Below are 19,686 nucleotides of genomic sequence, written 5' to 3' on the forward strand. Positions count from 1 at the left end.
CCCGTCGCCGTCGTAGCGCGCTAGAACAGCCGCATGATCCGCATCGCCATCAAGCGCCTGGCCCACGGCGAAGGCCTGCCGCGTCCGGCCTACGCGACCGAAGGCGCCGCGGGAATGGACATCGTCGCCGCGGAGGCGCTGGTTCTCCAGCCCGGACAGCGCCACCCGGTCGCTACCGGCTTTGCGATCGCCATCCCCGAAGGTTACGAGGTGCAGGTCCGCCCGCGCTCCGGCCTCGCGCTCAAACATGGCATCACCTGCCTCAACACCCCCGGCACGATCGACAGCGACTATCGCGGCGAGGTCAAGATCATCCTGGCGAATCTGGGCGACGAGGCATTCCAGGTCGTCCGCGGCGAGCGCATTGCCCAACTGGTTCCCGCCCCCGTGCTGCGCGCGGCATTCGATGAGGTCGCGACGCTCGACGACACCGTGCGCGGCGACGGCGGGTTCGGATCGACCGGGCGATGATCGCGGCACTCCTCGTGCTGGCGCAAGTCTTGGGGGCGCCACCCGCCACTCCCTCGGCGGCGACTCCGGTCGCCCCGCGCCCGCCACAGGACTGGTCCAGGCTGGCGCCGCTGCGTTTCGTCGCCCCGCCACGACCCGATCCCGGCGTGTCGGTCTATGTCCGCAGCGAAACCCAGGCGGGCCGCTGCGCCGCGACCACCCGAACCGCCGATGGGTGGGCATTGCGCGTCGACATGGCGGCGCTCGTCGGCGCCGACGGCCGCGCGCGGCAAATCATCCCGCGCGCGATCGACTGTCCTACCGTCGAGCAGTTCGCAGTCGGTTTGATGTCGCGCACGACGCGCGACAACGTCGATGCCGCAGGCATCTTGGCCGATATCTGGCTGAAGACGTCGCTGACCTTCGCATGGACGAACTGACGCTCTCCGACTCCGAACTCGATCGCTACGCCCGCCACATCGTTCTCCGCGAGTTCGGCGGCGCCGGGCAGATGCGATTGAAGGCGGCATCGGTGGCAATCGTGGGGGCGGGCGGCATTGGCTCGCCCGCCATCCAGTATCTCGCAGCCGCAGGCATCGGGCGGATGCTGATCTTCGACGACGACGTGGTCGAACCGTCTAACCTCCAGCGCCAGACAATCTTCGCCAGCGAAGACGCAGGTCAGGGCAAAGCCGAAGCGGCCGCTCGCCGCGCCGCCGCGATCAACCCGCACATCGCCGTAGAATCGCGAACGATGCGCCTCGACGCTGACAACATCGCAGGCGCGCTGGCCGGCATCGACGTGGTCCTCGACGGCTGCGATAATTTTGCGACCCGCTTGACGATCGCCGACGCCGCATATGCCGCGCGCGTGCCGCTCGTCTCGGCGGCGGTCGACCAGTTCGAAGGGCAGCTCGGCGTTTATCGCGGCTGGGAGGCGGCCAAGCCCTGCTACCGCTGCTTCGTCGGCGATTCGCCGATGCGCGAAGGCGTCAGCTGCGCCGAAAGTGGCATCCTGGGCCCGGTCGCGGGTGTACTGGGCAGCCTCGCCGCGCTGGAAGTCCTTCGCGCCATCGCGCCGTTCGGCGACGATCCCGCGGGTAATCTGCTGCTCGTCGACCTCCTCGCGCTACGGTTCAGGACGATCCGCCTGCCCAAGGATCCGGGGTGCCGGTCGTGCGGCAACGCGGGTAACTGAGAAACGCTGTCCTACAACGATCGGCCATGCGAAACCGTCGCGCTGCCAGGCCGCGAACTCTCACGCTCTTTCTCATCAGTGCGGAAACGGAAACGATCGGCGACGATCAACCCACGTGCACGTGTCAACCAGTGTCAACGTCTTGGGGTTGACGCCGCGTCACGCGATGCGGCTGCACGCGTCAACGAGTGTCAACGTCCTCCGCCGAATACGCGTGCAACGGATGGCTTATCCTAGCAACCCTCGCGCGAAATCCCGCACGGCGGGCCCGATGTCGTCCCGCGCCAGCGCCAGCGCCAGGTTCGCTTGTATATACCCCGCCTTGTCGCCGCAATCGTAGCGTTCGCCATCGAAGGTGAAGGCATGGAAGGGCTGCACCCCGATCAGCTGCGCCATCGCATCGGTCAGCTGAATTTCGCCGCCCGCGCCCTTTTCCTGACGCTCCAGGATACGCATCACCTCGGGCTGGAGGATGTACCGCCCGGGAATCATAAGGTTCGACGGCGCGGTGCCGAGCTTGGGCTTCTCGACCAGCGCAGTCACCTCGACCGTGCGATCGTCGAAGCGCCCGCCGGGCGAGATGACACCGTATTTGTCGGTTTCGCTGTCGGGCACTTCCAGCGCGCCGATGACGTTGCCGCCGGTCTTCGCATAGGCCTCGGCCATCTGCTTCATGAAGCCCCCGACCATTAGCTCGTCGGGAAGCAGCACCGCGAACGGCTCGTCCCCGACGATCTCGCGCGCGCACCAGACGGCATGGCCGAGACCCAGCGGCTCCTGCTGACGGACGTACACCGGCGATCCCGGCCTCTGGCGGATCGATTCGATGATCTCGATCGACTTGCCGCGGGCACGCATCGTCGCCTCGAGCTCGTAGGAGATGTCGAAATGGTCCTCGAGAGAAGACTTTCCGCGGCCCGTGACGAAGATGATCTGCTCGATCCCCGCTTCCAGCGCCTCTTCGACCGCATATTGGATCAGCGGCTTGTCGACGACGGTCAGCATCTCCTTGGGCATCGCCTTGGTCGCGGGCAGGAAGCGGGTGCCGAGCCCGGCGACCGGGAAAACAGCCTTGCGCAGGCGCTTGATCGTCATCGTCGAAAATCCCTTTTGGCGTTTGCGCCGTTGCCCGCCGCCTAAAGCCCGACCTTTGCATCGGTTGCAATCGGGACGGTTAGCGCGGCGGTAAGCATCGCCCGCTATCGTGGCGGCATGGCTCACACCGTCCTCGTCGTCTTCGGCACTCGCCCCGAAGCGATCAAGCTCTTTCCGGTCGTCCGCGCGCTGGCTGCGACCGACGGCATCCGGGTGCGCACCTGCGTCACCGCGCAGCACCGCGGCCTGCTCGATCAGGTGCTCGGCATCGCCGGTCTGGTGCCCGACCGCGACCTCGACATCATGGAGCCGGGCCAGTCGCTCGACCGGCTGACCGCGCGCCTGCTCGTCGGCATCGGCGAAGCCATCGGCGCCGAGCGCCCGGACACCGTGCTGGTCCAGGGCGACACCGCCACGGCGATGACCGGCGCGCTGGCCGCCTACTACCGGCGCATCCCCGTCGCCCACGTCGAAGCGGGGCTGCGCTCGGGCGACATCTACCATCCCTGGCCCGAGGAGGTGAACCGCCGCATCGTTGCGCCGATCGCCCGCCACCATTTCGCACCGACGCAGACCGCGGCCGATGCGCTGATCCGCGAGGGCGTCGACCCGGCCAGCGTCCACGTCACCGGCAACACCGTGATCGACGCGCTTCACTGGACCCGCGACCGCATCGCCGGCGAGCCCGCCCTCGCCGTTTCGATCGCGCCGGTTCTGACAAGCATGGCAGGCAAGCGCATCGTCCTGGTCACAACACACCGCCGCGAGAATTTTGGCGGAGGCATGGAGGCCATCGCCCGTGCCATCGGCAGGATCGCCGAGCGCGAGGATGTGGGAATCGTCTTTCCCGTCCACCCGAACCCCAGCGTCGTCACGGTGATGGACGAGCTGCTCGGCGACTGCGCCAACGTCGCCCGGATCGCGCCGCTCGATTACCCCGGCTTCGTCGCCGCGCTCGCCGCCTGCGACATTGTCCTCACCGACTCGGGCGGCGTGCAGGAGGAGGCTCCCGCGCTCGGCAAGCCTGTCCTGGTGATGCGCGAGACTACCGAACGGCCCGAAGGTGTCGCCGCGGGCACCGCGAAGCTGGTCGGCACGGACGAAGATCGTATCGTTTCCGAAGTCTTCACCCTTCTCGATGATAGCGAAGCGCATGCCGTCATGGCCCGCGCCCACAATCCGTTCGGCGACGGCCATGCGTCGGAACGAATAGCCAAGATCGTTAAAGGGGGCGTGATCGCCGATGATTTCCGACGCTGATCTGAACGTCGTCGTCATGGGGCTGGGCTACATCGGCCTGCCCACCGCGGCGATCATCGCGCGCACCGGTGCCCGTGTCCTTGGGGTCGACGTGACCGAATCGGTCGTCGACACCGTCAACTCGGGCCGTGTCCATATCGAGGAGGTCGATCTCGACGGCCTCGTCTCGGGCGTCGTTGCGCGCGGCACGCTGCGCGCCTCGACCCAGGTCGCCCCCGCCGACGTCTTCGTCATCGCGGTGCCGACGCCCTTCGCGGACGATCATCAGCCCAATATCGGCTATGTCCTCCAGGCCGCGACCAGCATCGCGGCGGTGCTGAAGCCGGGCGACACCGTCATCCTCGAATCGACCTCCCCCGTCGGCACGACCGAACAGGTCCGCGACCTGCTCGCGGTGCTCCGCCCCGATCTGCGCGTGCCGGGCAGGACAGGCGATCAAGCCGATATCGCCATCGCCTATTGCCCCGAACGCGTGCTGCCCGGCCGCATTCTGGTCGAGCTCATCGACAACGATCGGGTCATCGGCGGCATCACCCCGCGATGCGCGCGCAAGGCGCTGGCCTTCTATCGTCGCTTCGTCCGCGGCGCCTGCGTCACCACGACCGCAAGGGCAGCGGAGATGACCAAGCTGACCGAGAACGCGTTTCGCGACGTCAACATCGCCTTCGCCAACGAACTGAGCCTCGTGGCGGACACACTCGGCGTCGACGTGTGGGAGGTGATCCGCCTCGCCAACCGCCACCCTCGCGTCAACATCCTTTCCCCCGGTCCCGGCGTCGGCGGCCATTGCATAGCGGTCGACCCGTGGTTCCTGGTCGCCGCCGACCCGAAACACACGCCTCTGATCCGGACCGCTCGGCAGGTGAACGACGGCAAGATCGACCATGTCATCGCGCAAGCCGCCGCGATGATCGAGACCGCGCCCGGCGTCCCCGTCGCCTGCATGGGGCTGGCGTTCAAGGCCAACATCGACGACTTTCGCGAAAGCCCCGCGCTCAAAGTCGCCGCTGCGCTGGCCAGCCGCTTCGGTGCGCGAGTCCGCATCGTCGAACCTTATGCGGCCACCCTGCCCGCCGCATTCGGCGGCACCGACGCGCAGTTGATCGACATCGACACCGCGATCGAGACCTGCGGCATCATGATCGTTCTGGTCGATCACGATCTCTTCCGCTCCATCCCGCTCCAGGAGCGCTTGGGCAAAGCGGTGCTCGACACCCGAGGCATCTGGCCCGACCAGCCCGCCTTCGCACCGGACCCAAGGTTGCGGCTCGCCAGCTAGCCGCCGTTGCGGGTCGGACATGCCGTGCCTATATCGGACCTATTCCGACATCGATGGCGCCATGCTCCGCAAGTTTCTGAGAACCCGTGCCGCTGCCAGTCCACCCGCCCCGGCGATCCCGCCGGGCGAGCGGGTCTATGCGATCGGAGACGTTCACGGCCGGTTGGACCTGTTGGACCAGTTGCTGAGCGCGATCGACGCCGATGATGCTGCGCACGACCCGGCCACCACGACCATCGTTTTTCTAGGCGACCTTGTCGATCGCGGACCCGATTCGGCAGGCGTCGTCGAGCGGGTGCGGCGAATTAGCGCCAGTCGCCCCGACGTCCGCTTGCTGTTGGGCAATCACGAAGAAGTCTTTCTGGCCGCGCTCGACGGTGACCTGAAGGCGGTGCGTTTGTTCTGCCGCATCGGCGGACGCGAAACCGCGCTCAGCTACGGGATAACGGCCGAGGCGTATGAGACGATGGATCACGGTGAATTGGCCGAAGCGCTGAAGCGAGTCGTTCCGGAGGCACACCGCGCATTGCTGGCCGCGGGCAGCGACATGGAAGTCATCGGCGACTACGCCTTCGTCCATGCCGGCGTTCACCCCGATCGCGCGCTCGAGGATCAGCGCGGCGCGGACCTTCGCTGGATTCGCGACCCCTTTCTCGATCATCGCGGGCGACTCGCCAAGACCGTCGTCCACGGCCATACGATCAGCGATGACGCTGAATTTCGCCCGCATCGGATCGGCATCGATACCGGCGCCTATGCTACTGGCCGGCTGACCGCATTGGGGCTCGAAGCCGATCGCAGCTGGCAGCTTCATACCGGCTAATTTCGCCAACTCGCCGCATTGCAGCGATTATAAGACTTTGCGTTCACCACTTTGCTGATATGACAACGCCGACCGGTATGTTGCATCGCCGCAACAGTGATCGATGCAAACAGATCGGTCGGGCGGAACGGTTGCAAGGTCACGTGCATTGTGGCATTGCTCCGATCGACGGACACTGAAGGGAGTTTCATATGCGTCTTGGGAAGTATCTCATGGCCGCCGCGGCCGCCACGATGGCGGTTGCTCCGGCTATGGCCGCTCCGGCGAATCCGGCAACGAGCCTGTCGGTGGCCAAGTCGGCTCGCGCCGGCACGACCACTGCAAAGAAGAACGAGCTCGCCGGTGGCGGCATTATCATCGCCATCATCGCTGCAGCTGCAGTGGTTGCCGGCATCATCATCGTCGCCGACAACAACGACAGCCCCGACAGCCCGTAAGCTGTTGGCATCTGCCATGGGAAAATAGCGGTCCTCGGGCCGCTATTTTTTTGCCTGCGATGTGTGGGGGTTGCGGAGCAGGCGTAGCCGAGTTGGCTGGAACGATTTTTTGAGAAAACCCTGTCCTCACCTAGGCGAGAAGCCCGGGCCCACAGTGCAGCACGTGCGTCGTTCGGAGCTTCAATACATCGCCCGCGGCGCGATAACCCGGCCTTGCTGGCCTAACGGAGTGAACCAGTCAGGTAATAACACGCGCTTGCGCCGCCCCGAACTCCGCAACCTGCGCCTGCCGCTCGCGCTCTTCCAAGACCCAATCGACATTTCGGTCGGCTGTAAAGCCATGAACAAGTGCGATCAGCGACCGGCGAACGCCCTCGACATCGACCTGATCGAACAGCATGCGCAATGCTTCCAGCTTGGGCATCAGCTGCTCGGCGGGCAAGAATTGCTCGCTCGCCGCCATGATCCGCGGATGCGCGGTACCACTGGGATTGTCGCCAATCAGCAGCTCCTCGTACAGCTTTTCGCCCGGGCGAAGGCCCGTGAAGACCAATTCGATATCGCCGTGCGGCCGATACTCGTCGCGCACCGTCAGCCCAGACAGCTCGATCATCCGGGTGGCGAGGTCGACGACCTTCACCGGCTCGCCCATGTCGAGCACGAACACTTCGCCGCCTTCCGCCATCGTGCCGGCTTGCAGGACAAGCTGCGCGGCTTCGGGAATCGTCATGAAATAGCGCACGACCTCCGGATGGGTGATCGTCACCGGGCCGCCGGCGGCAATCTGCTGGCGGAAGAGCGGCACGACCGAGCCGCTCGAGCCTAAGACGTTGCCGAATCGCACCATCGAGAAGCAGGTCGCCGGTCGCTGCGCCGCCAGCGCCTGGAGCACCATCTCGGCCAGCCGCTTGCTGGCGCCCATGACGTTGGTCGGACGCACTGCCTTGTCGGTGCTGACCAGGATGAACTTGGCCACACCGTATTCCTGCGCCAGTGACGCGCACACCCAAGTGCCGAGCACGTTGTTGCGCACCCCCTCGATCACATTGTGCTCGACCAGTGGCACATGCTTGTAGGCGGCGGCATGGAAGACGATGCTCGGCCGCCAGGTATCCAGAATGCTGCGCATCCGGATTGCGTCGACCACCGACGCGAGCAGCGGCACGACCTCGATGCCGTGGTCGCGCTGGCTCAGCTCGCGGTGGATGGCGTAAAGCGCATATTCGCTGGCATCGACCAACAACAGTCGCGACGGCGCCAGCGCCTCGATCTGTCGGCAAAGTTCGCTGCCGATCGAGCCGCCCGCGCCGGTGACGAGGACGGTCGCGTCGCGGATGTTGCGTTCGACGACCTCGATCTCCGGCGGCACCGGATCGCGGCCCAGCAGGTCGTCGATTTCCAGCGGGCGCAGGTCGGTGGTAATCACCCGCCCGTGCGCGATGTCCATCAACCCGGGCAGTGAGCGCACACCGACCTTGGCGGCGCTGATCGTCCGCAAAATTTCCTTGCGCCGTGCGCGGCTGAGCGATGGGATGGCGAGCAGGACCTCGTCGATCTCGTATCGCTCCACCAGGAGCGACAGGCTGGACGAGGGCCACACTCGAGTGCCGCCGATCGCCTGGCCGTGAAGATGCCGATCGTCGTCGACGAAGCCACAGACCCGAAGCGCGGTGCTCTCGCTCAGCGCCGCCGCGAGCTGGCGCCCGGCGGACCCGGCACCGTAGACCAGCACATGGTGCCTCGGCCCGCGCGGCCGGCCCAGCTGCCCACCGAGCAGATACCGGATCGACGCGCGCGTGCCACCGACGAAGATCAGCAGCAGCACCGGCTGGATGATGCCGACGGTGCGCGGTACGCCGGGCACGCCGTAGGCCGTGAAGATCGCGGCGAAGAGGATGCCGTAGATCGCGCTCGCCTGTACGACCGCGATCAACGCCTGCCAGCTGACAAAGCGAAACACCGCGCGGTACAAGCCGAAGGTCGTGAAAATCGGCAGCGCCAGCAGCAGCGATCCCAAGACCGCCGGCCAGGCACCCTCCGACAGGCTGAACCACGCGCCGAGCCGGAGGTAATAAGCGATCCAGACCGTCAGCACGCACAGGCTGGCGTCGAAGGCGACCGCGATCGCCTTCTTGGTCGTCCGCGGCAGCGTAAGCACCGGACGGATGAACCAGGCAGATATTTTCACCGACTTCTCCGTACCTTCTCGCAGGCGTATGCCCCGATCGCGGCGCGCCCATCCTTTGCCCCACACCTTCGCCTTTTGCCACCGACTCACGACGTGGATCCGGCACCGGGGCCGATGTTTGACCGGAACGGAGGAATGACCGCACCTTGATCGGCTCCGGCGGGACCGCTAGAGCCCGGCACCTAGGGTAGGAGACGCATCGTCTCCGCGCGCCATATCCCGCGATATCGCCACCAGCAAAGGCCGGCCGTCACCCATGTTCGAAAACAAGGTTCTGCTCATCACCGGCGGCACGGGGTCGTTCGGCTCGACTGTGCTCCGGCGCCTGATCAAGGAGCCGTTCGGCGAAATCCGCATCTTCAGCCGCGACGAGAAGAAGCAGGAGGACCAGCGCCACAGCTTCGGCGAGAAGCGGCTGCGCTATCATATCGGCGATGTCCGCGACTATCGCGCGATCGCCAACGCTACCCGCGGAGTCGACTACATCTTCCACGCCGCCGCGCTGAAGCAGGTGCCGTCGTGCGAGTTCCACCCGATGGAGGCGGTGAAGACTAACATCGTCGGCACCGACAACGTGCTGGAGGCCGCACTCGCCAACGAGGTGGAGCGCGTCATCTGCCTCTCGACCGACAAGGCGGTGTATCCGATCAACGCGATGGGCATCTCCAAGGCGCTGATGGAAAAGGTGTTCATTGCCAAGTCGCGAATGGCGCTTGGCAGCCGCACGACCATCACCGGCACCCGCTACGGCAATGTGCTCGCCTCTCGCGGGTCGGTCGTGCCGCTGTTCGTCGAGCAGATCCGTGAAAGTCGGCCGATCACCGTCACCGACCCCGACATGACCCGCTTCGTCATGTCGCTGCCCGAGGCGGTGGACCTCGTCATCCACGCCTTCCTCCACGGTGAAAACGGCGACCTCTTCGTCCAGAAGGCGCCCGCCGCCACCGTACAGACGCTCGCGCAAGCGGTGTGCGACGTGATGGGCACGCCCGATCATCCGGTCCGGGTGATCGGCACGCGGCATGGCGAGAAGCTGTACGAAACGCTGCTGAGCCGCGAAGAAATGACCATCGCCGAGGATCAGGGGCTCTATTACCGCGTGCCCCCGGATAACCGCGATCTCAATTACTCGGTCTTCGTCGACAAGGGCGATCGCGAGATCGCCGAACATGAGGATTTCAACTCGCACAACACGCGGCGGCTGGATCGCGCCGAGATGGTCGAGACGCTGAACCGGCTCGATTATATCGCCAAGGTCCGCGCCACCCCGACCGGCGCGCTGCCGGAGGGCGATTGATGACCCGGCGCCTTGTCGTCACCGGTGCCGACGGCTTCGTTGGGCGCAACCTGATGCTGCGGTTGGCGGAGCTCGACCGGTTCTCGGGCGTGCCGCTGGTTCGCGCGTCGGACGCCGGCGAATGGCGTGACGCGGTAGCAAGCGCCGACGCGGTGATCCACCTGGCGGGGGTCAATCGCCCGTCCGACCCCGCTGCGTTCGCTGGCAACGCTGATGCCGCCGCCCTGCTCGCCGATGCCGTCACTGCCGCGGACCGGCCGGTGCCGATCCTCTATGCTTCGTCGGCCAAGGCGATCGACGACACGCCGTATGGCCGCAGCAAGAAATCCGGCGAGGACCGGCTGCTAGCTTTGGCCGAACAAACCGGCGCGCCGGTCGCGATCTATCGCTTGCCCAACGTCTTCGGCAAATGGTGCCGCCCAGATTACAATTCGGCGGTAGCGACCTTCTGCCACAACATAGCGCGCGATCTGCCGATACGGATCGACGATCCGGCGACGCCGCTCACCCTCGTCTATGTCGACGACGTGATCGACGCGTGGATCGCAGCGATCGATGGCGGCTTCGTAACCGGCTTCCACGACATCGCGCCGGTCTACCGGAGTAGCGTCGGCGCCGTGGCCGAGACACTGCGCGGCTTTCGCGACGGGCGCGCCGACAATCTGATCGACGACGTCGGCACGGGCCTCACCCGCGCGCTCTATGCAACCTACGTTTCCTACCTGCCGCCAGCCGACTTCAGCTACCCGATCGTCAGCCACCGCGATCCGCGCGGCGCGTTCTCGGAAATGCTCAAGACCCGCTCGGCCGGGCAATTCTCCTATTTCACCGCGCTTCCCGGCATCACGCGAGGCGGGCATTACCATCACACCAAGACAGAAAAGTTCCTGATCGTCCACGGCCAGGCGCTGTTCCGCTTCCGTCATATGCTGACCGGCGAGACCCACGAAATCCGCACCAGCGGCGATACCCCCGAGATCGTCGAAACGATCCCGGGTTGGGCGCATGACGTCACCAATGTCGGCGATTCGGACATGGTCTCACTGCTCTGGGCCAACGAAGTGTTCGACCGCGCGCGGCCCGACACGGTCGTCGCTCCCCTCTAAAGGCCGACCCCCCCATGAAAGTCATGACCGTCGTCGGAACCCGGCCCGAGATCATCCGGCTGTCGCGGGTGATGGCGAAGCTCGACGCGTACGTCGACCACGTGATCGTCCACACCGGCCAAAATTACGATTACGAGCTGAACCAGGTGTTCTTCGACGACCTCGGCCTGCGCAAGCCCGACCATTTCCTCGAGGTCGCGGGCGGGACTGCCGCAGAGACGATCGGTCGCGTCATCATCGCGGTCGATGCGGTGCTCGAGGTCGAGCGGCCCGATGCGATGCTGATCCTGGGCGACACCAACAGCTGCCTGGCGGTGATCCCCGCCAAGCGCCGTCGCATCCCCGTCTTCCACATGGAGGCGGGCAATCGCTGCTTCGACGACCGGGTGCCCGAGGAGATCAACCGCCGCATCGTCGATCACACCGCCGACATCAACCTGCCCTATTCCACCATAGCGCGCGATTACCTCATCGCCGAGGGGCTGCCGCCCGACCGGATCGTCAAGACCGGCAGTCCGATGTTCGAAATCCTGACGCATTACCGCGCCGCCATCGACGCGTCGCCGATCCATGCGACGCTTGGCGTGACCCCGGGCGAGTATTTCGTGGTCAGCGCACACCGCGAAGAGAACGTCGATTCCGAACGCCAGCTTCGCCGCCTGCACGAGACGCTGAACGCGGTCGCGGCGAAATACCGCCTACCGATCCTGGTCAGCACCCATCCGCGCACCCGCAAGCGGATCGAACAGTTCGGCCTCATCTTCGGGCCCGAGGTGCAACTGCTCAAACCGTTCGGCTTTCTCGATTACAACGCGCTTCAGTTGCAGGCGCGGGCGGTGCTGTCCGACAGCGGCACGATCAGCGAGGAATCCTCGATCCTGAACTTTCCGGCACTCAACATCCGCGAGGGCCACGAGCGTCCCGAGGCGATGGAGGAAGCGTCGGTGATGATGACCGGACTGCGCAAGGACCGCATCCTCGCCGCGCTCGCGGTGCTGGAAACGCAACCGCGGGGCACCGAACGGCTGCTGCGGGTACCCGCCGATTACGCGGTGCCCAACGTTTCGGACAAGGTCGTGCGGCTGATCCTCAGCTACACCGATTACGTGGCACGCACGGTGTGGAAAGACTATTGACCGCCCCGAGCCACCGCCCGCGCATCCTCTATCTGACGCAGTTCTTCGAACCCGAAGGCGTGTTCAAGGGGCTGGAATTTGCCAAAGCGCTGCGCGAACGCGGCTTCGACGTCGAGGTCGCGACGGGTATTCCCAATTATCCGTTCGGCAAGATACTGCCCGGCTACACACTGCGACCGTACCGGCGCGAGACGATGGACGGGATCGTCGTCCACCGCCTGCTGCTCTACCCGAGCCACGATGCATCGACGGTGCGGCGTTCGCTCAATTATCTGTCTTTCTGCGCATCGGCCTTTCTCTTCTGCCTGCTGCGGGGACGACAGTACGATGCGATTTACGTCTACCATCCGCCGATGACCGTGGGCTTCGCCGCCGCGCTCGCGGGCGTCGCCACGCGGACGCCGTTCATTGTCGACACTCAGGATCTCTGGCCTGATTCGGTCACCGCATCGGGCATGTCGCACGGCTGGATCGACCGTGGCCTGTCGGCGATGTGCAACTTCGTCTATCGTCGAGCCGCTCGCGTTGTCGCCCAATGTGCGGGCATGGGCGCCAAACTGGCCGAGCGCGGTGCGGGCACCGCCAAGGTGCGGACGATCTACAATTGGGCAGACGAGCGCGCGATCCTGTCGCAGGGTAAGCTCGATCTCGCGCCGTTCGGGTTCGATGGTCGGTTCACCTTCCTCTACGGCGGAAATTTCGGGCCGCACCAGGCGCTGACGACGGTGGTCGACGCCGCAGTGAAGGCAGCGGCGCAGGAACCGGCAATCCAGGTACTCCTTGTCGGCGGCGGGCTCGACGAACCGCGGATCGCCGCACGCATCGCCGAGCATGCTACGCAGGCGGTACGCATCGTTCCCGGCGTGCCGCAGGTGCAGGTCGCCGACGTGTTCGCGGCCGCCGACGTCCTGCTCGTTCATCTCGCCGACTTGAACTTCTTCGAATTCACCGTGCCCTCGAAAACCCAATTCTATCTGGCGTCGGGCAAGCCGATCCTGGGCGGGCTCGTCGGCGAGGCCGCGGCCTTGATCGAGCGGGCTGGCGCGGGCCGCACGGTGCCGCCCGAGAATCCAGACGCCCTTGCCGCAGCGATGGTGGCGCTCGCCCGCGCCGACCCCGCCGAGCTTCGCGCAATGGGCGAGCGCGGCGCGCGCTTCTACCGCGAAAGGCTGTCGTTCGCGCGCGCGATGGACGATACCGCGGCGGCGATCCGCGAGATCGCCTGAGCCTCGCCCGTCGCTCGCCACGCGAGCGATGGGGTGTGACCTTATTCCGCCGCCATTGTCGGCAACGCCACCGACTCGCCGAGCAACTCCTCGGTCACCGCGAGCAGAGTATCGGCCATATAGTCGAGCCGGGCGGCGTCGAGCCCCGGCCAGACACCGACCCAGAAGCTGTCGTTCATCACCTTGTCGGTGTTGGTCAGCGTGCCGTGAATGCGGTAGTTCACGTCGCGGAACGCAGGCTGCTTGGTCAGATTGCCCGCGAACAGCAGCCGCGTACCGACCTTGCGCTCCTCCAGCGTGCGGCACAGCACGTTGCGGTCGATCCCCGCCCCGTCGCGCACCGTCAGCAGATAGCCGAACCAGCTCGGCTCGGTCCCCGGCGTCGGCACCGGCAGGTGATAGAAACGGTCGAGCCCGCGCGCCTTGAACCGGGCGGTCAGCGCGTCGAAATTCTCGCGTCGTCGCGCGATGAAGCGGTCGATCTTCTTCAGCTGGCTGACGCCGACCGCGGCCTGCATGTCGCTGACCTTCAGATTGTAGCCGACGTGGCTGTAGGTGTATTTGTGATCGTACCCCTTGGGCAGCTCGCCCAGGCGCCAGCCCCAGCGCTTGTTGCACGTGTTGTCCATGCCAGGCTTGCAATAGCAATCCCGGCCCCAGTCACGGAACGACTCGGCGATCTTGGCGAGCAAGGGGCTGTTCATCAGCACCGCCCCGCCCTCACCCATCGTGATGTGGTGCGCAGGATAGAAACTCAGCGTGGCGACGTCCCCGAAGGTGCCGACACCCTGGCCGTTGACCGTTGCGCCGAACGCGTCGCAGCAATCCTCGATCAGGTAGAAACCGCGCGCCTTGCACAGCTTGGCCACGCGCGCGACATCGAACGGATTGCCGAGCGAGTGCGCGATCATCACCGCGCGCGTCTTGTCGGTGATCGCGGCCTCGAGCAGGTCGACATCGACGTTGTGCGTATCGATGTCGACGTCAACGAAGACCGGGATGCACCCGTATTGAACGATCGGCGCGACCGTGGTCGGGAAACCGGCGGCGACGGTGATCACCTCGTCACCGGGCTTCAGCGCCTTGCTGCCGAGCTTCCACGACGTCAGGCAGGCGAAGGCGAGCAAATTCGCGGCCGATCCCGAGACGGTCAGCTTGCAATGCTTGCGCCCGAACTTGACCGCCAGCTCCTCCTCGAACTGGTCGGCGAAGCGCCCCGCGGTCAGCCACATGTCGAGCGATGCGTCGATCAGGCTGGCGCAATCGTCGGCGTCCAACACCTTGCCCGACGGCGGGATATAGGTCTCGCCGGGCACGAACACCGGCTGCGGTCGCGAATCGAAATGCTCGCGCGCGAGCCGGATGATCTCGGAACGCTTTTCGTCTGACATGTACCCGTCCAATGTGATGGAGACCGGCGCCGGCCGGATCAAGGCTGCGCTCATAGATGGCGCGGCGCGCGCCACAAACCTGTTTTTGCTGGAGATCGCGCAAGAGCGTCCGGGCTAATAGCCGCGCAGCGCCATACGGACGACCCAGAGGAGGTAGGGCCGGTGCCGCGGCACATGGATGCCGAGCATCGCCTCCAGCTCCTGCGTCGAAAGGTCGACGCCCCAGAGATCGCGATATTCGCGCTGATAACGCGCGACGACCAGCGGCGCGAACCGCAGCCACCACGCAGGCAGGTCGCGCCCCGCCATGATCCGTTGCAGCTGGTGGATCCAGGTGATGGCCCCGCGGCAGGTGTCCGGTTTGGCGGACTCATTCTCCGCGATGCGATAGACCGCGGCAGGGGCGCGATGCTGGCGCAACCGGTACAGCCGAGCAAACCGAGCGAAGAAGAACAGGTCGGACGCCGGGAACTCCTCGGCGTAGAAGCCGCCGATCTCGAGCGCCGCCTGCTTGCGGAAGATGAATCCGCTCGTGTTGCCGAGTATCGGTCCCCAGAACATCTTGGAGGGTGCGATCCGGCGCGAGGTTCGGCCGAGGAAGCTGTACTCCAGGACCAGGCGCGACACCGCGCGGACGATCACCTCGCGCCGGGCCGCCGAACTCTTGAACACGCGCTGCAAGGCGGAGCGCGTCGTCACCGTTCCCGGTGGCCAGCTGCGGTATGCTACCCCCGGCATGGTCGTCAGCGCGGTCTGTCGCTGGTTCATGAACGCCTTGCGCGACACTACGCCGTCGGTGGCCGGGTGGGCGTCGATCACCGAGAAAATGAGTGTAAGGAAATCGTCCGACAACAGGTCGTCGTCGTGCAGGATGGTCATCCATTCCGCCCGCGCGAGCTCGATGCAACGGTTGAAGTTGCCGAACATGCCCAGATTCTGATCGTTGCGGTAGTATCGGAAATTGCGACCGGACAGCGCTGGATAGGCGGCAAGCACGCGCTCATGCCCGTCGGATTCGGGATCGTTGTCGACGATGACGATCTCGTAAGGTCGATCGAACACCTGCCCGATCGTGCCCGCGATCGCCTCCAGCAGGAAGTCGATCCGCTTGTACGTCATGATGACGATGCTGGCGACCGGCGGCGAATGGTCCGCACCCTCTGCCATCAGCGACGATCCAACGGCAGCCCATTCGTCCATCGCGTTGCGATAGGTGAAGTCCTCCGGGGAGGAAGACGGCCTTGCGCCTTTTCGGGCCTGGTCTGGTGACACGATCAGCCCGGGCTTGCCGGTGCACGCCCGCCGGCAAGTGCGGGCAGCGTCGCGCCAAGCGTTCGCGTCCGAGTCCAGCCCGGCAGGCGCTCTGTGTCGGCGGGAAGGTACGGCATCATCACCTCCCGTGTGCGATACGGCCGGCCGCCGAATTGCGTCACCACGGACCGCCCGAGCACGGTGCCGGCGAGCGCCGCCAACTCGCGCACCGTCATCCGTTCGCCCGAGACGAACGCCGTGTCGCACAACGGCCTCGGCGTCTCCATGAGCCGCTCGGCAGCGACGGCAAAGGCGTCGACCACGTCGTCGACATGCGTCAGGTCGACGGTCTGCTCGCCCGGCGACATCGCCAGCGTCTCGCCAGACACGGCGGCATCGGCCAGCAATTGTACCAGCTTGCGCCGCGTGTCGCCCACGCCGTAGGTATCGAACAGCTTCAGCGTGATCACCGACAGCCCGCGTGCATCCGCATAGAATTGGAGCAGATCGTCCGCCGCCTGCTTGGTCGCCGCATACAGGTTGACCGGGCGATACGGCACGCCGCCGTAATGCTGCCAGGCGGTGCCGGTGTTGACCAGCCGCGGCGAACGCGATCCGGCCACCGCTTCGCCGATCTGCGCCGCCAGCAGGATGTTCGAGGCGACGAGCGGCTCGACCTCGTCCGCCTTGTGATCGGCGAGATAGAGCGATGCCAGATGGAAGACCACGTCGGCATCGGCTGCGGCGACCGCAGCCGCAACGCTGCGCGTGCTGCCGTCGTAGCGGTGAACGACCAGCTCTGGCGCGAGCTTCGCAACCCCGGCCTCGCGGGCGAGCGCATGCACCGTCCAACCGTCGGCACGCAGCCGCTCTGCCAGGCGGCCGCCGATGAAGCCCCCGGCTCCGGTGATCAGCGCGCGGCGGCTCATCGCGCGGGCGCTGCTGGGTCGAAGGTGAAGGGCGTGTCGAAATCAACCATTCGCGGATGGTGGCGATCGCGCTCCGATAAATTGGCGTGTGCGACTCCCCAGTCGAACCCCAGCGAATCCCAGGCGATGCCGCAATCGTTCTCCGGCGAATGCACGCTGGTCACCTTGTAGAGCATCAGGCTGTCGTCGCTCAGCGACACGAAGCCATGCGCGCAGCCCGAGGGCACGTACAGCGCGATGCCATTCGCCTCGCTGAGTTCGATCGCGCTCACCTGCTCGAAGGCCGGCGACCCGCGCCGTAGGTCGACGACGACGTCGAGCACCGCTCCGGCGAGGCACACGACCAGCTTCGCGTGGTCGGCAGGCGGGGTCTGGAAGTGCATGCCGCGCACAACGTCGCGGCGCGAGCGCGAGTGGAACTCCTCGCGCCAATCGATGCGCAGCCCGGCCTGGGCGAACGCATCCGCCTGAAACAGCTTGGCGAACCGGCCGCGATCGTCGGCCATGATCCGCTGGCGCACGATGGTGCAGCCGGGGATCGTGGTCTCCTTGAACGTCATGCCGCGGCTGCCACCGCGTCTGGCGCATAGGCGGCGATGTCGGCGAGGCAATGCGCGCGCATGTCCGCACCCGCGAGCCATTGCTCCTGCCAGCGCACGATGGTCGCCAGCGCGTGCTCCAGCGACCAGCGCGGGCGCCAGCGCAGCTGCTCGGCCGCTTTGGAGATATCGAGCTTCAGATAGCGGGCTTCGTGCGGCTGGAATCCTGCGTCGCGCTCCCAGGCGCGCGCGCCCGGCCAGCTCGCGATCATGTGGTCGACGATCCACTCGACCGGCCGCGCATCCTCGTCGCGCGGACCGAAGTTCCAGCCGCCCGCAAACGCCTGGCCCTGTTCGTATAGCCGCTCGGCCAGCACCAGATAGCCCGACAGCGGCTCGAACACATGCTGCCAGGGCCGGGTCGACAGCGGATTGCGGATGCGTACCGCCTCGTCCGCCGCCAGCGCACGCAGGATGTCCGGCACCAGCCGGTCCTCCGACCAGTCGCCCCCGCCGATGACGTTGCCGGCGCGCGCGGTCGCCAGCGCGGTGTCGCCATCGGCGAAGAACGACCGCCGGTACGCCGCGGAGACCAGCTCGGCGCACCCCTTGCTGCTGCTGTACGGATCGTGGCCACCCATCGCCTCGTCCTCGCGGTAGCCCCACGGCCATTCGCGATTCTCGTAGCATTTGTCGGTGGTGACCGAGACGACCGCACGCACGCCCCTCGTGGCGCGCACCGCCTCCAGCACGTTGACCGTACCCATGACGTTGGTCGCGTAGGTACCCACCGGATCGCGGTACGACAGCCGCACCAGCGGCTGCGCGGCCATGTGGAGGACGATCTCGGGCGCGAAGGCGGTCATCGACGCGGTGACCGCGGGCAGATCGCGGATGTCGCCGATCTCCGATTCCATGCCTTCCGCCACCCGCGCGACGCCGAACAGGTCGGGCGCGGTATCGGGCGCAAGCGCGAAGCCCTTCACCTCGGCACCCATCGCCTGCAGCCAGAGCGACAGCCAGCTGCCCTTGAACCCGGTATGCCCGGTCAGGAACACCCGCTTGCCCCGCCAGAACGTGGCGTCCGGCATCAGCCCCAGACCCGCCACGGCGCATCGCCCGCCGCCCAGAGCGACTCCAGATGCTGCTTGTCGCGCAGCGTGTCCATCGGCTGCCAGAAGCCGCGGTGGCGGTACGCCATCAGCTCGCCATCGGCGGCCAAGCCGCGCAACGGCTCCTGCTCCCAGATCGACGCATCGCCGTCGATCCGGTCGAACACCTTGGGCGACAGCACGAAATAGCCCGCGTTTATCGCCGATCCGTCGCCTTCGGGCTTTTCCATGAAGCTCGCGACGCTGTCACCCTCCATGTCGAGCGCCCCGAAGCGTCCCGGCGGCACCGCCGCGGTCAGTGTCGCCTGCTTGCCGTGCGCCCGGTGAAAGGCGATCAGCGCGCCCACGTCGACATCGGCGACACCGTCGCCATAGGTCATACAGAACGCCTCTTCGTCACGAAGATGCTCGGCGACACGCAGCAACCGGCCGCCGGTCATCGACGCGTCGCCGGTGTCGATCAGCGTGACGTTCCACGGCTCGGCGCGACGCTGATGCACCTCCATCTTGTTCTCGGCCATGCGAAAGGTGACGTCGGACATGTGCAGGAAATAGTTCGCGAAATACTCCTTGATCACATAGCCCTTGTAGCCACAGCAGATGATGAAATCGTGGACGCCGTGCGCCGCGTAGATCTTCATGATGTGCCACAGAATCGGCTTGCCGCCGATCTCGATCATCGGCTTGGGGCGCAGCGAGGTTTCCTCGCTGAAGCGCGTGCCCAGACCACCTGCGAGGATCACTGCCTTCATATCGTGCTGCCGAACCTTCTGCGTGTCGCCGCACTCCGGAATAACGGAACGAGCGAACGCACGCGCATGGACTGCCGCGGCGAAGGTGCGGCGCGCGCTTCATATGCAGGCGCGGGCGTCCTGCCAACCCTCCGCGGCGCGGGCGCGGCGGACGCACAGCGCCATTGTGCAACGACTTAGCGGTTGATTCCCGCAGCTTGGCCATGCAGGCGACGGC

The 19,686-nt window shown here is 66.1% G+C and carries 19 protein-coding genes; 11 read left to right on the forward strand and 8 right to left on the reverse strand.

The annotated features are described in order from the left end of the window. Window positions 1–33 precede the first annotated feature (33 nt). From dut to ACE5C1_RS16405, 3 genes are read left to right on the forward strand one after another with little or no spacing between them, the layout of a single operon-like run. Window positions 34–471 carry a dUTP diphosphatase gene (gene dut, locus ACE5C1_RS16395; protein WP_374945143.1) on the forward strand — a complete coding sequence of 146 codons (438 nt, stop codon included), beginning with the start codon at window positions 34–36 and terminating at the stop codon, window positions 469–471. Further along, on the forward strand, window positions 468–890 hold the full coding sequence (locus ACE5C1_RS16400) for a hypothetical protein (RefSeq protein ID WP_374945144.1): 423 nt from the start codon (window positions 468–470) through the stop codon (window positions 888–890). Before dut ends, ACE5C1_RS16400 begins: the two co-directional genes overlap by 4 nt. Continuing rightward, window positions 887–1,648 carry a ThiF family adenylyltransferase gene (locus ACE5C1_RS16405; RefSeq protein ID WP_374945185.1) on the forward strand — a complete coding sequence of 254 codons (762 nt, stop codon included), beginning with the start codon at window positions 887–889 and terminating at the stop codon, window positions 1,646–1,648. Before ACE5C1_RS16400 ends, ACE5C1_RS16405 begins: the two co-directional genes overlap by 4 nt. 228 nt (window positions 1,649–1,876) lie before the next feature. On the opposite strand, the gene galU is transcribed toward ACE5C1_RS16405, so the two are convergent. Beyond that, entirely contained in the window at window positions 1,877–2,743 is an 867-nt protein-coding gene (gene galU, locus ACE5C1_RS16410; RefSeq protein WP_374945145.1) for a UTP--glucose-1-phosphate uridylyltransferase GalU, read from the reverse strand. Window positions 2,744–2,860: 117 nt separating this feature from the next. On the opposite strand from galU, the gene wecB (ACE5C1_RS16415) reads away from it, so the two are divergent. From wecB (ACE5C1_RS16415) to ACE5C1_RS16430, 4 genes are all read left to right on the forward strand, one after another. After that, window positions 2,861–4,003 (forward strand): non-hydrolyzing UDP-N-acetylglucosamine 2-epimerase, encoded by a 1,143-nt coding sequence (gene wecB / locus ACE5C1_RS16415; RefSeq protein WP_374945146.1) that lies wholly within the window; start codon window positions 2,861–2,863, stop codon window positions 4,001–4,003. Further along, a complete protein-coding gene (gene wecC, locus ACE5C1_RS16420; protein ID WP_374945147.1) occupies window positions 3,987–5,282 on the forward strand; it encodes a UDP-N-acetyl-D-mannosamine dehydrogenase in 1,296 nt (431 codons plus the stop codon). Before wecB (ACE5C1_RS16415) ends, wecC begins: the two co-directional genes overlap by 17 nt. Window positions 5,283–5,343: 61 nt before the next feature. Next, window positions 5,344–6,105 carry a metallophosphoesterase family protein gene (locus ACE5C1_RS16425; protein ID WP_374945148.1) on the forward strand — a complete coding sequence of 254 codons (762 nt, stop codon included), beginning with the start codon at window positions 5,344–5,346 and terminating at the stop codon, window positions 6,103–6,105. Between the two features lie 212 nt (window positions 6,106–6,317). Then, entirely contained in the window at window positions 6,318–6,542 is a 225-nt protein-coding gene (locus tag ACE5C1_RS16430) for a hypothetical protein (RefSeq protein WP_374945149.1), read from the forward strand. 238 nt (window positions 6,543–6,780) lie between these two features. Here ACE5C1_RS16430 and ACE5C1_RS16435 read toward each other — a convergent pair whose 3' ends face one another. Beyond that, entirely contained in the window at window positions 6,781–8,730 is a 1,950-nt protein-coding gene (locus tag ACE5C1_RS16435; RefSeq protein WP_374945150.1) for a polysaccharide biosynthesis protein, read from the reverse strand. 256 nt (window positions 8,731–8,986) lie between these two features. On the opposite strand from ACE5C1_RS16435, the gene ACE5C1_RS16440 reads away from it, so the two are divergent. From ACE5C1_RS16440 to ACE5C1_RS16455, 4 genes are read left to right on the forward strand one after another with little or no spacing between them, the layout of a single operon-like run. After that, entirely contained in the window at window positions 8,987–10,027 is a 1,041-nt protein-coding gene (locus ACE5C1_RS16440) for a polysaccharide biosynthesis protein (RefSeq protein ID WP_374945151.1), read from the forward strand. Next, entirely contained in the window at window positions 10,027–11,133 is a 1,107-nt protein-coding gene (locus tag ACE5C1_RS16445) for an NAD-dependent epimerase/dehydratase family protein (protein WP_374945152.1), read from the forward strand. The genes ACE5C1_RS16440 and ACE5C1_RS16445 overlap by 1 nt, the downstream gene beginning before the upstream one ends. Before the next feature lie 23 nt (window positions 11,134–11,156). Further along, entirely contained in the window at window positions 11,157–12,269 is a 1,113-nt protein-coding gene (gene wecB, locus ACE5C1_RS16450) for a non-hydrolyzing UDP-N-acetylglucosamine 2-epimerase (RefSeq protein ID WP_374945153.1), read from the forward strand. Further along, window positions 12,266–13,495 (forward strand): glycosyltransferase family 4 protein, encoded by a 1,230-nt coding sequence (locus tag ACE5C1_RS16455; protein ID WP_374945154.1) that lies wholly within the window; start codon window positions 12,266–12,268, stop codon window positions 13,493–13,495. Before wecB (ACE5C1_RS16450) ends, ACE5C1_RS16455 begins: the two co-directional genes overlap by 4 nt. 41 nt (window positions 13,496–13,536) lie before the next feature. Here ACE5C1_RS16455 and rfbH read toward each other — a convergent pair whose 3' ends face one another. From rfbH to rfbF, 6 genes are all read right to left on the reverse strand, one after another. Next, entirely contained in the window at window positions 13,537–14,886 is a 1,350-nt protein-coding gene (gene rfbH / locus ACE5C1_RS16460) for a lipopolysaccharide biosynthesis protein RfbH (RefSeq protein ID WP_374945155.1), read from the reverse strand. A 114-nt stretch (window positions 14,887–15,000) separates the two neighbouring features. After that, the gene (locus ACE5C1_RS16465; protein ID WP_374945156.1) at window positions 15,001–16,086 is read right to left on the reverse strand and encodes a glycosyltransferase; all 1,086 of its coding nucleotides are present in this window, start codon (window positions 16,084–16,086) and stop codon (window positions 15,001–15,003) included. 74 nt (window positions 16,087–16,160) lie between these two features. After that, window positions 16,161–17,066 carry an NAD-dependent epimerase/dehydratase family protein gene (locus ACE5C1_RS16470; protein WP_374945157.1) on the reverse strand — a complete coding sequence of 302 codons (906 nt, stop codon included), beginning with the start codon at window positions 17,064–17,066 and terminating at the stop codon, window positions 16,161–16,163. Beyond that, window positions 17,063–17,626: a dTDP-4-dehydrorhamnose 3,5-epimerase gene (rfbC, locus tag ACE5C1_RS16475; RefSeq protein WP_374945158.1), complete on the reverse strand. Its 564-nt coding sequence runs from the start codon at window positions 17,624–17,626 to the stop codon at window positions 17,063–17,065. Before rfbC ends, ACE5C1_RS16470 begins: the two co-directional genes overlap by 4 nt. Then, a complete protein-coding gene (gene rfbG / locus ACE5C1_RS16480; RefSeq protein WP_374945159.1) occupies window positions 17,623–18,696 on the reverse strand; it encodes a CDP-glucose 4,6-dehydratase in 1,074 nt (357 codons plus the stop codon). The genes rfbC and rfbG overlap by 4 nt, the downstream gene beginning before the upstream one ends. Then, on the reverse strand, window positions 18,696–19,469 hold the full coding sequence (gene rfbF / locus ACE5C1_RS16485; protein WP_374945160.1) for a glucose-1-phosphate cytidylyltransferase: 774 nt from the start codon (window positions 19,467–19,469) through the stop codon (window positions 18,696–18,698). The genes rfbG and rfbF overlap by 1 nt, the downstream gene beginning before the upstream one ends. Between the last annotated feature and the right edge of the window lie 217 nt (window positions 19,470–19,686).

This window comes from Sphingomonas sp., assembly GCF_964263785.1.
Classification (GTDB): Bacteria; Pseudomonadota; Alphaproteobacteria; order Sphingomonadales; family Sphingomonadaceae; genus Sphingomonas.

Excerpts from the sequence above, each read along its gene's own strand:
- dut (WP_374945143.1), top strand. The coding sequence starts at position 34 with ATGATCCGCATCGCCATCAAGCGCCTGGCCCACGGCGAAGGCCTGCCG.
- ACE5C1_RS16400 (WP_374945144.1), top strand. The coding sequence starts at position 468 with ATGATCGCGGCACTCCTCGTGCTGGCGCAAGTCTTGGGGGCGCCACCC.
- galU (WP_374945145.1), bottom strand. The coding sequence starts at position 2,743 with ATGACGATCAAGCGCCTGCGCAAGGCTGTTTTCCCGGTCGCCGGGCTC.
- wecB (WP_374945146.1), top strand. The coding sequence starts at position 2,861 with ATGGCTCACACCGTCCTCGTCGTCTTCGGCACTCGCCCCGAAGCGATC.
- wecC (WP_374945147.1), top strand. The coding sequence starts at position 3,987 with ATGATTTCCGACGCTGATCTGAACGTCGTCGTCATGGGGCTGGGCTAC.
- ACE5C1_RS16425 (WP_374945148.1), top strand. The coding sequence starts at position 5,344 with ATGCTCCGCAAGTTTCTGAGAACCCGTGCCGCTGCCAGTCCACCCGCC.
- ACE5C1_RS16430 (WP_374945149.1), top strand. The coding sequence starts at position 6,318 with ATGGCCGCCGCGGCCGCCACGATGGCGGTTGCTCCGGCTATGGCCGCT.
- ACE5C1_RS16440 (WP_374945151.1), top strand. The coding sequence starts at position 8,987 with ATGTTCGAAAACAAGGTTCTGCTCATCACCGGCGGCACGGGGTCGTTC.
- ACE5C1_RS16445 (WP_374945152.1), top strand. The coding sequence starts at position 10,027 with ATGACCCGGCGCCTTGTCGTCACCGGTGCCGACGGCTTCGTTGGGCGC.
- wecB (WP_374945153.1), top strand. The coding sequence starts at position 11,157 with ATGACCGTCGTCGGAACCCGGCCCGAGATCATCCGGCTGTCGCGGGTG.
- rfbH (WP_374945155.1), bottom strand. The coding sequence starts at position 14,886 with ATGTCAGACGAAAAGCGTTCCGAGATCATCCGGCTCGCGCGCGAGCAT.
- ACE5C1_RS16465 (WP_374945156.1), bottom strand. The coding sequence starts at position 16,086 with ATGGACGAATGGGCTGCCGTTGGATCGTCGCTGATGGCAGAGGGTGCG.
- ACE5C1_RS16470 (WP_374945157.1), bottom strand. The coding sequence starts at position 17,066 with ATGAGCCGCCGCGCGCTGATCACCGGAGCCGGGGGCTTCATCGGCGGC.
- rfbC (WP_374945158.1), bottom strand. The coding sequence starts at position 17,626 with ATGACGTTCAAGGAGACCACGATCCCCGGCTGCACCATCGTGCGCCAG.
- rfbG (WP_374945159.1), bottom strand. The coding sequence starts at position 18,696 with ATGCCGGACGCCACGTTCTGGCGGGGCAAGCGGGTGTTCCTGACCGGG.
- rfbF (WP_374945160.1), bottom strand. The coding sequence starts at position 19,469 with ATGAAGGCAGTGATCCTCGCAGGTGGTCTGGGCACGCGCTTCAGCGAG.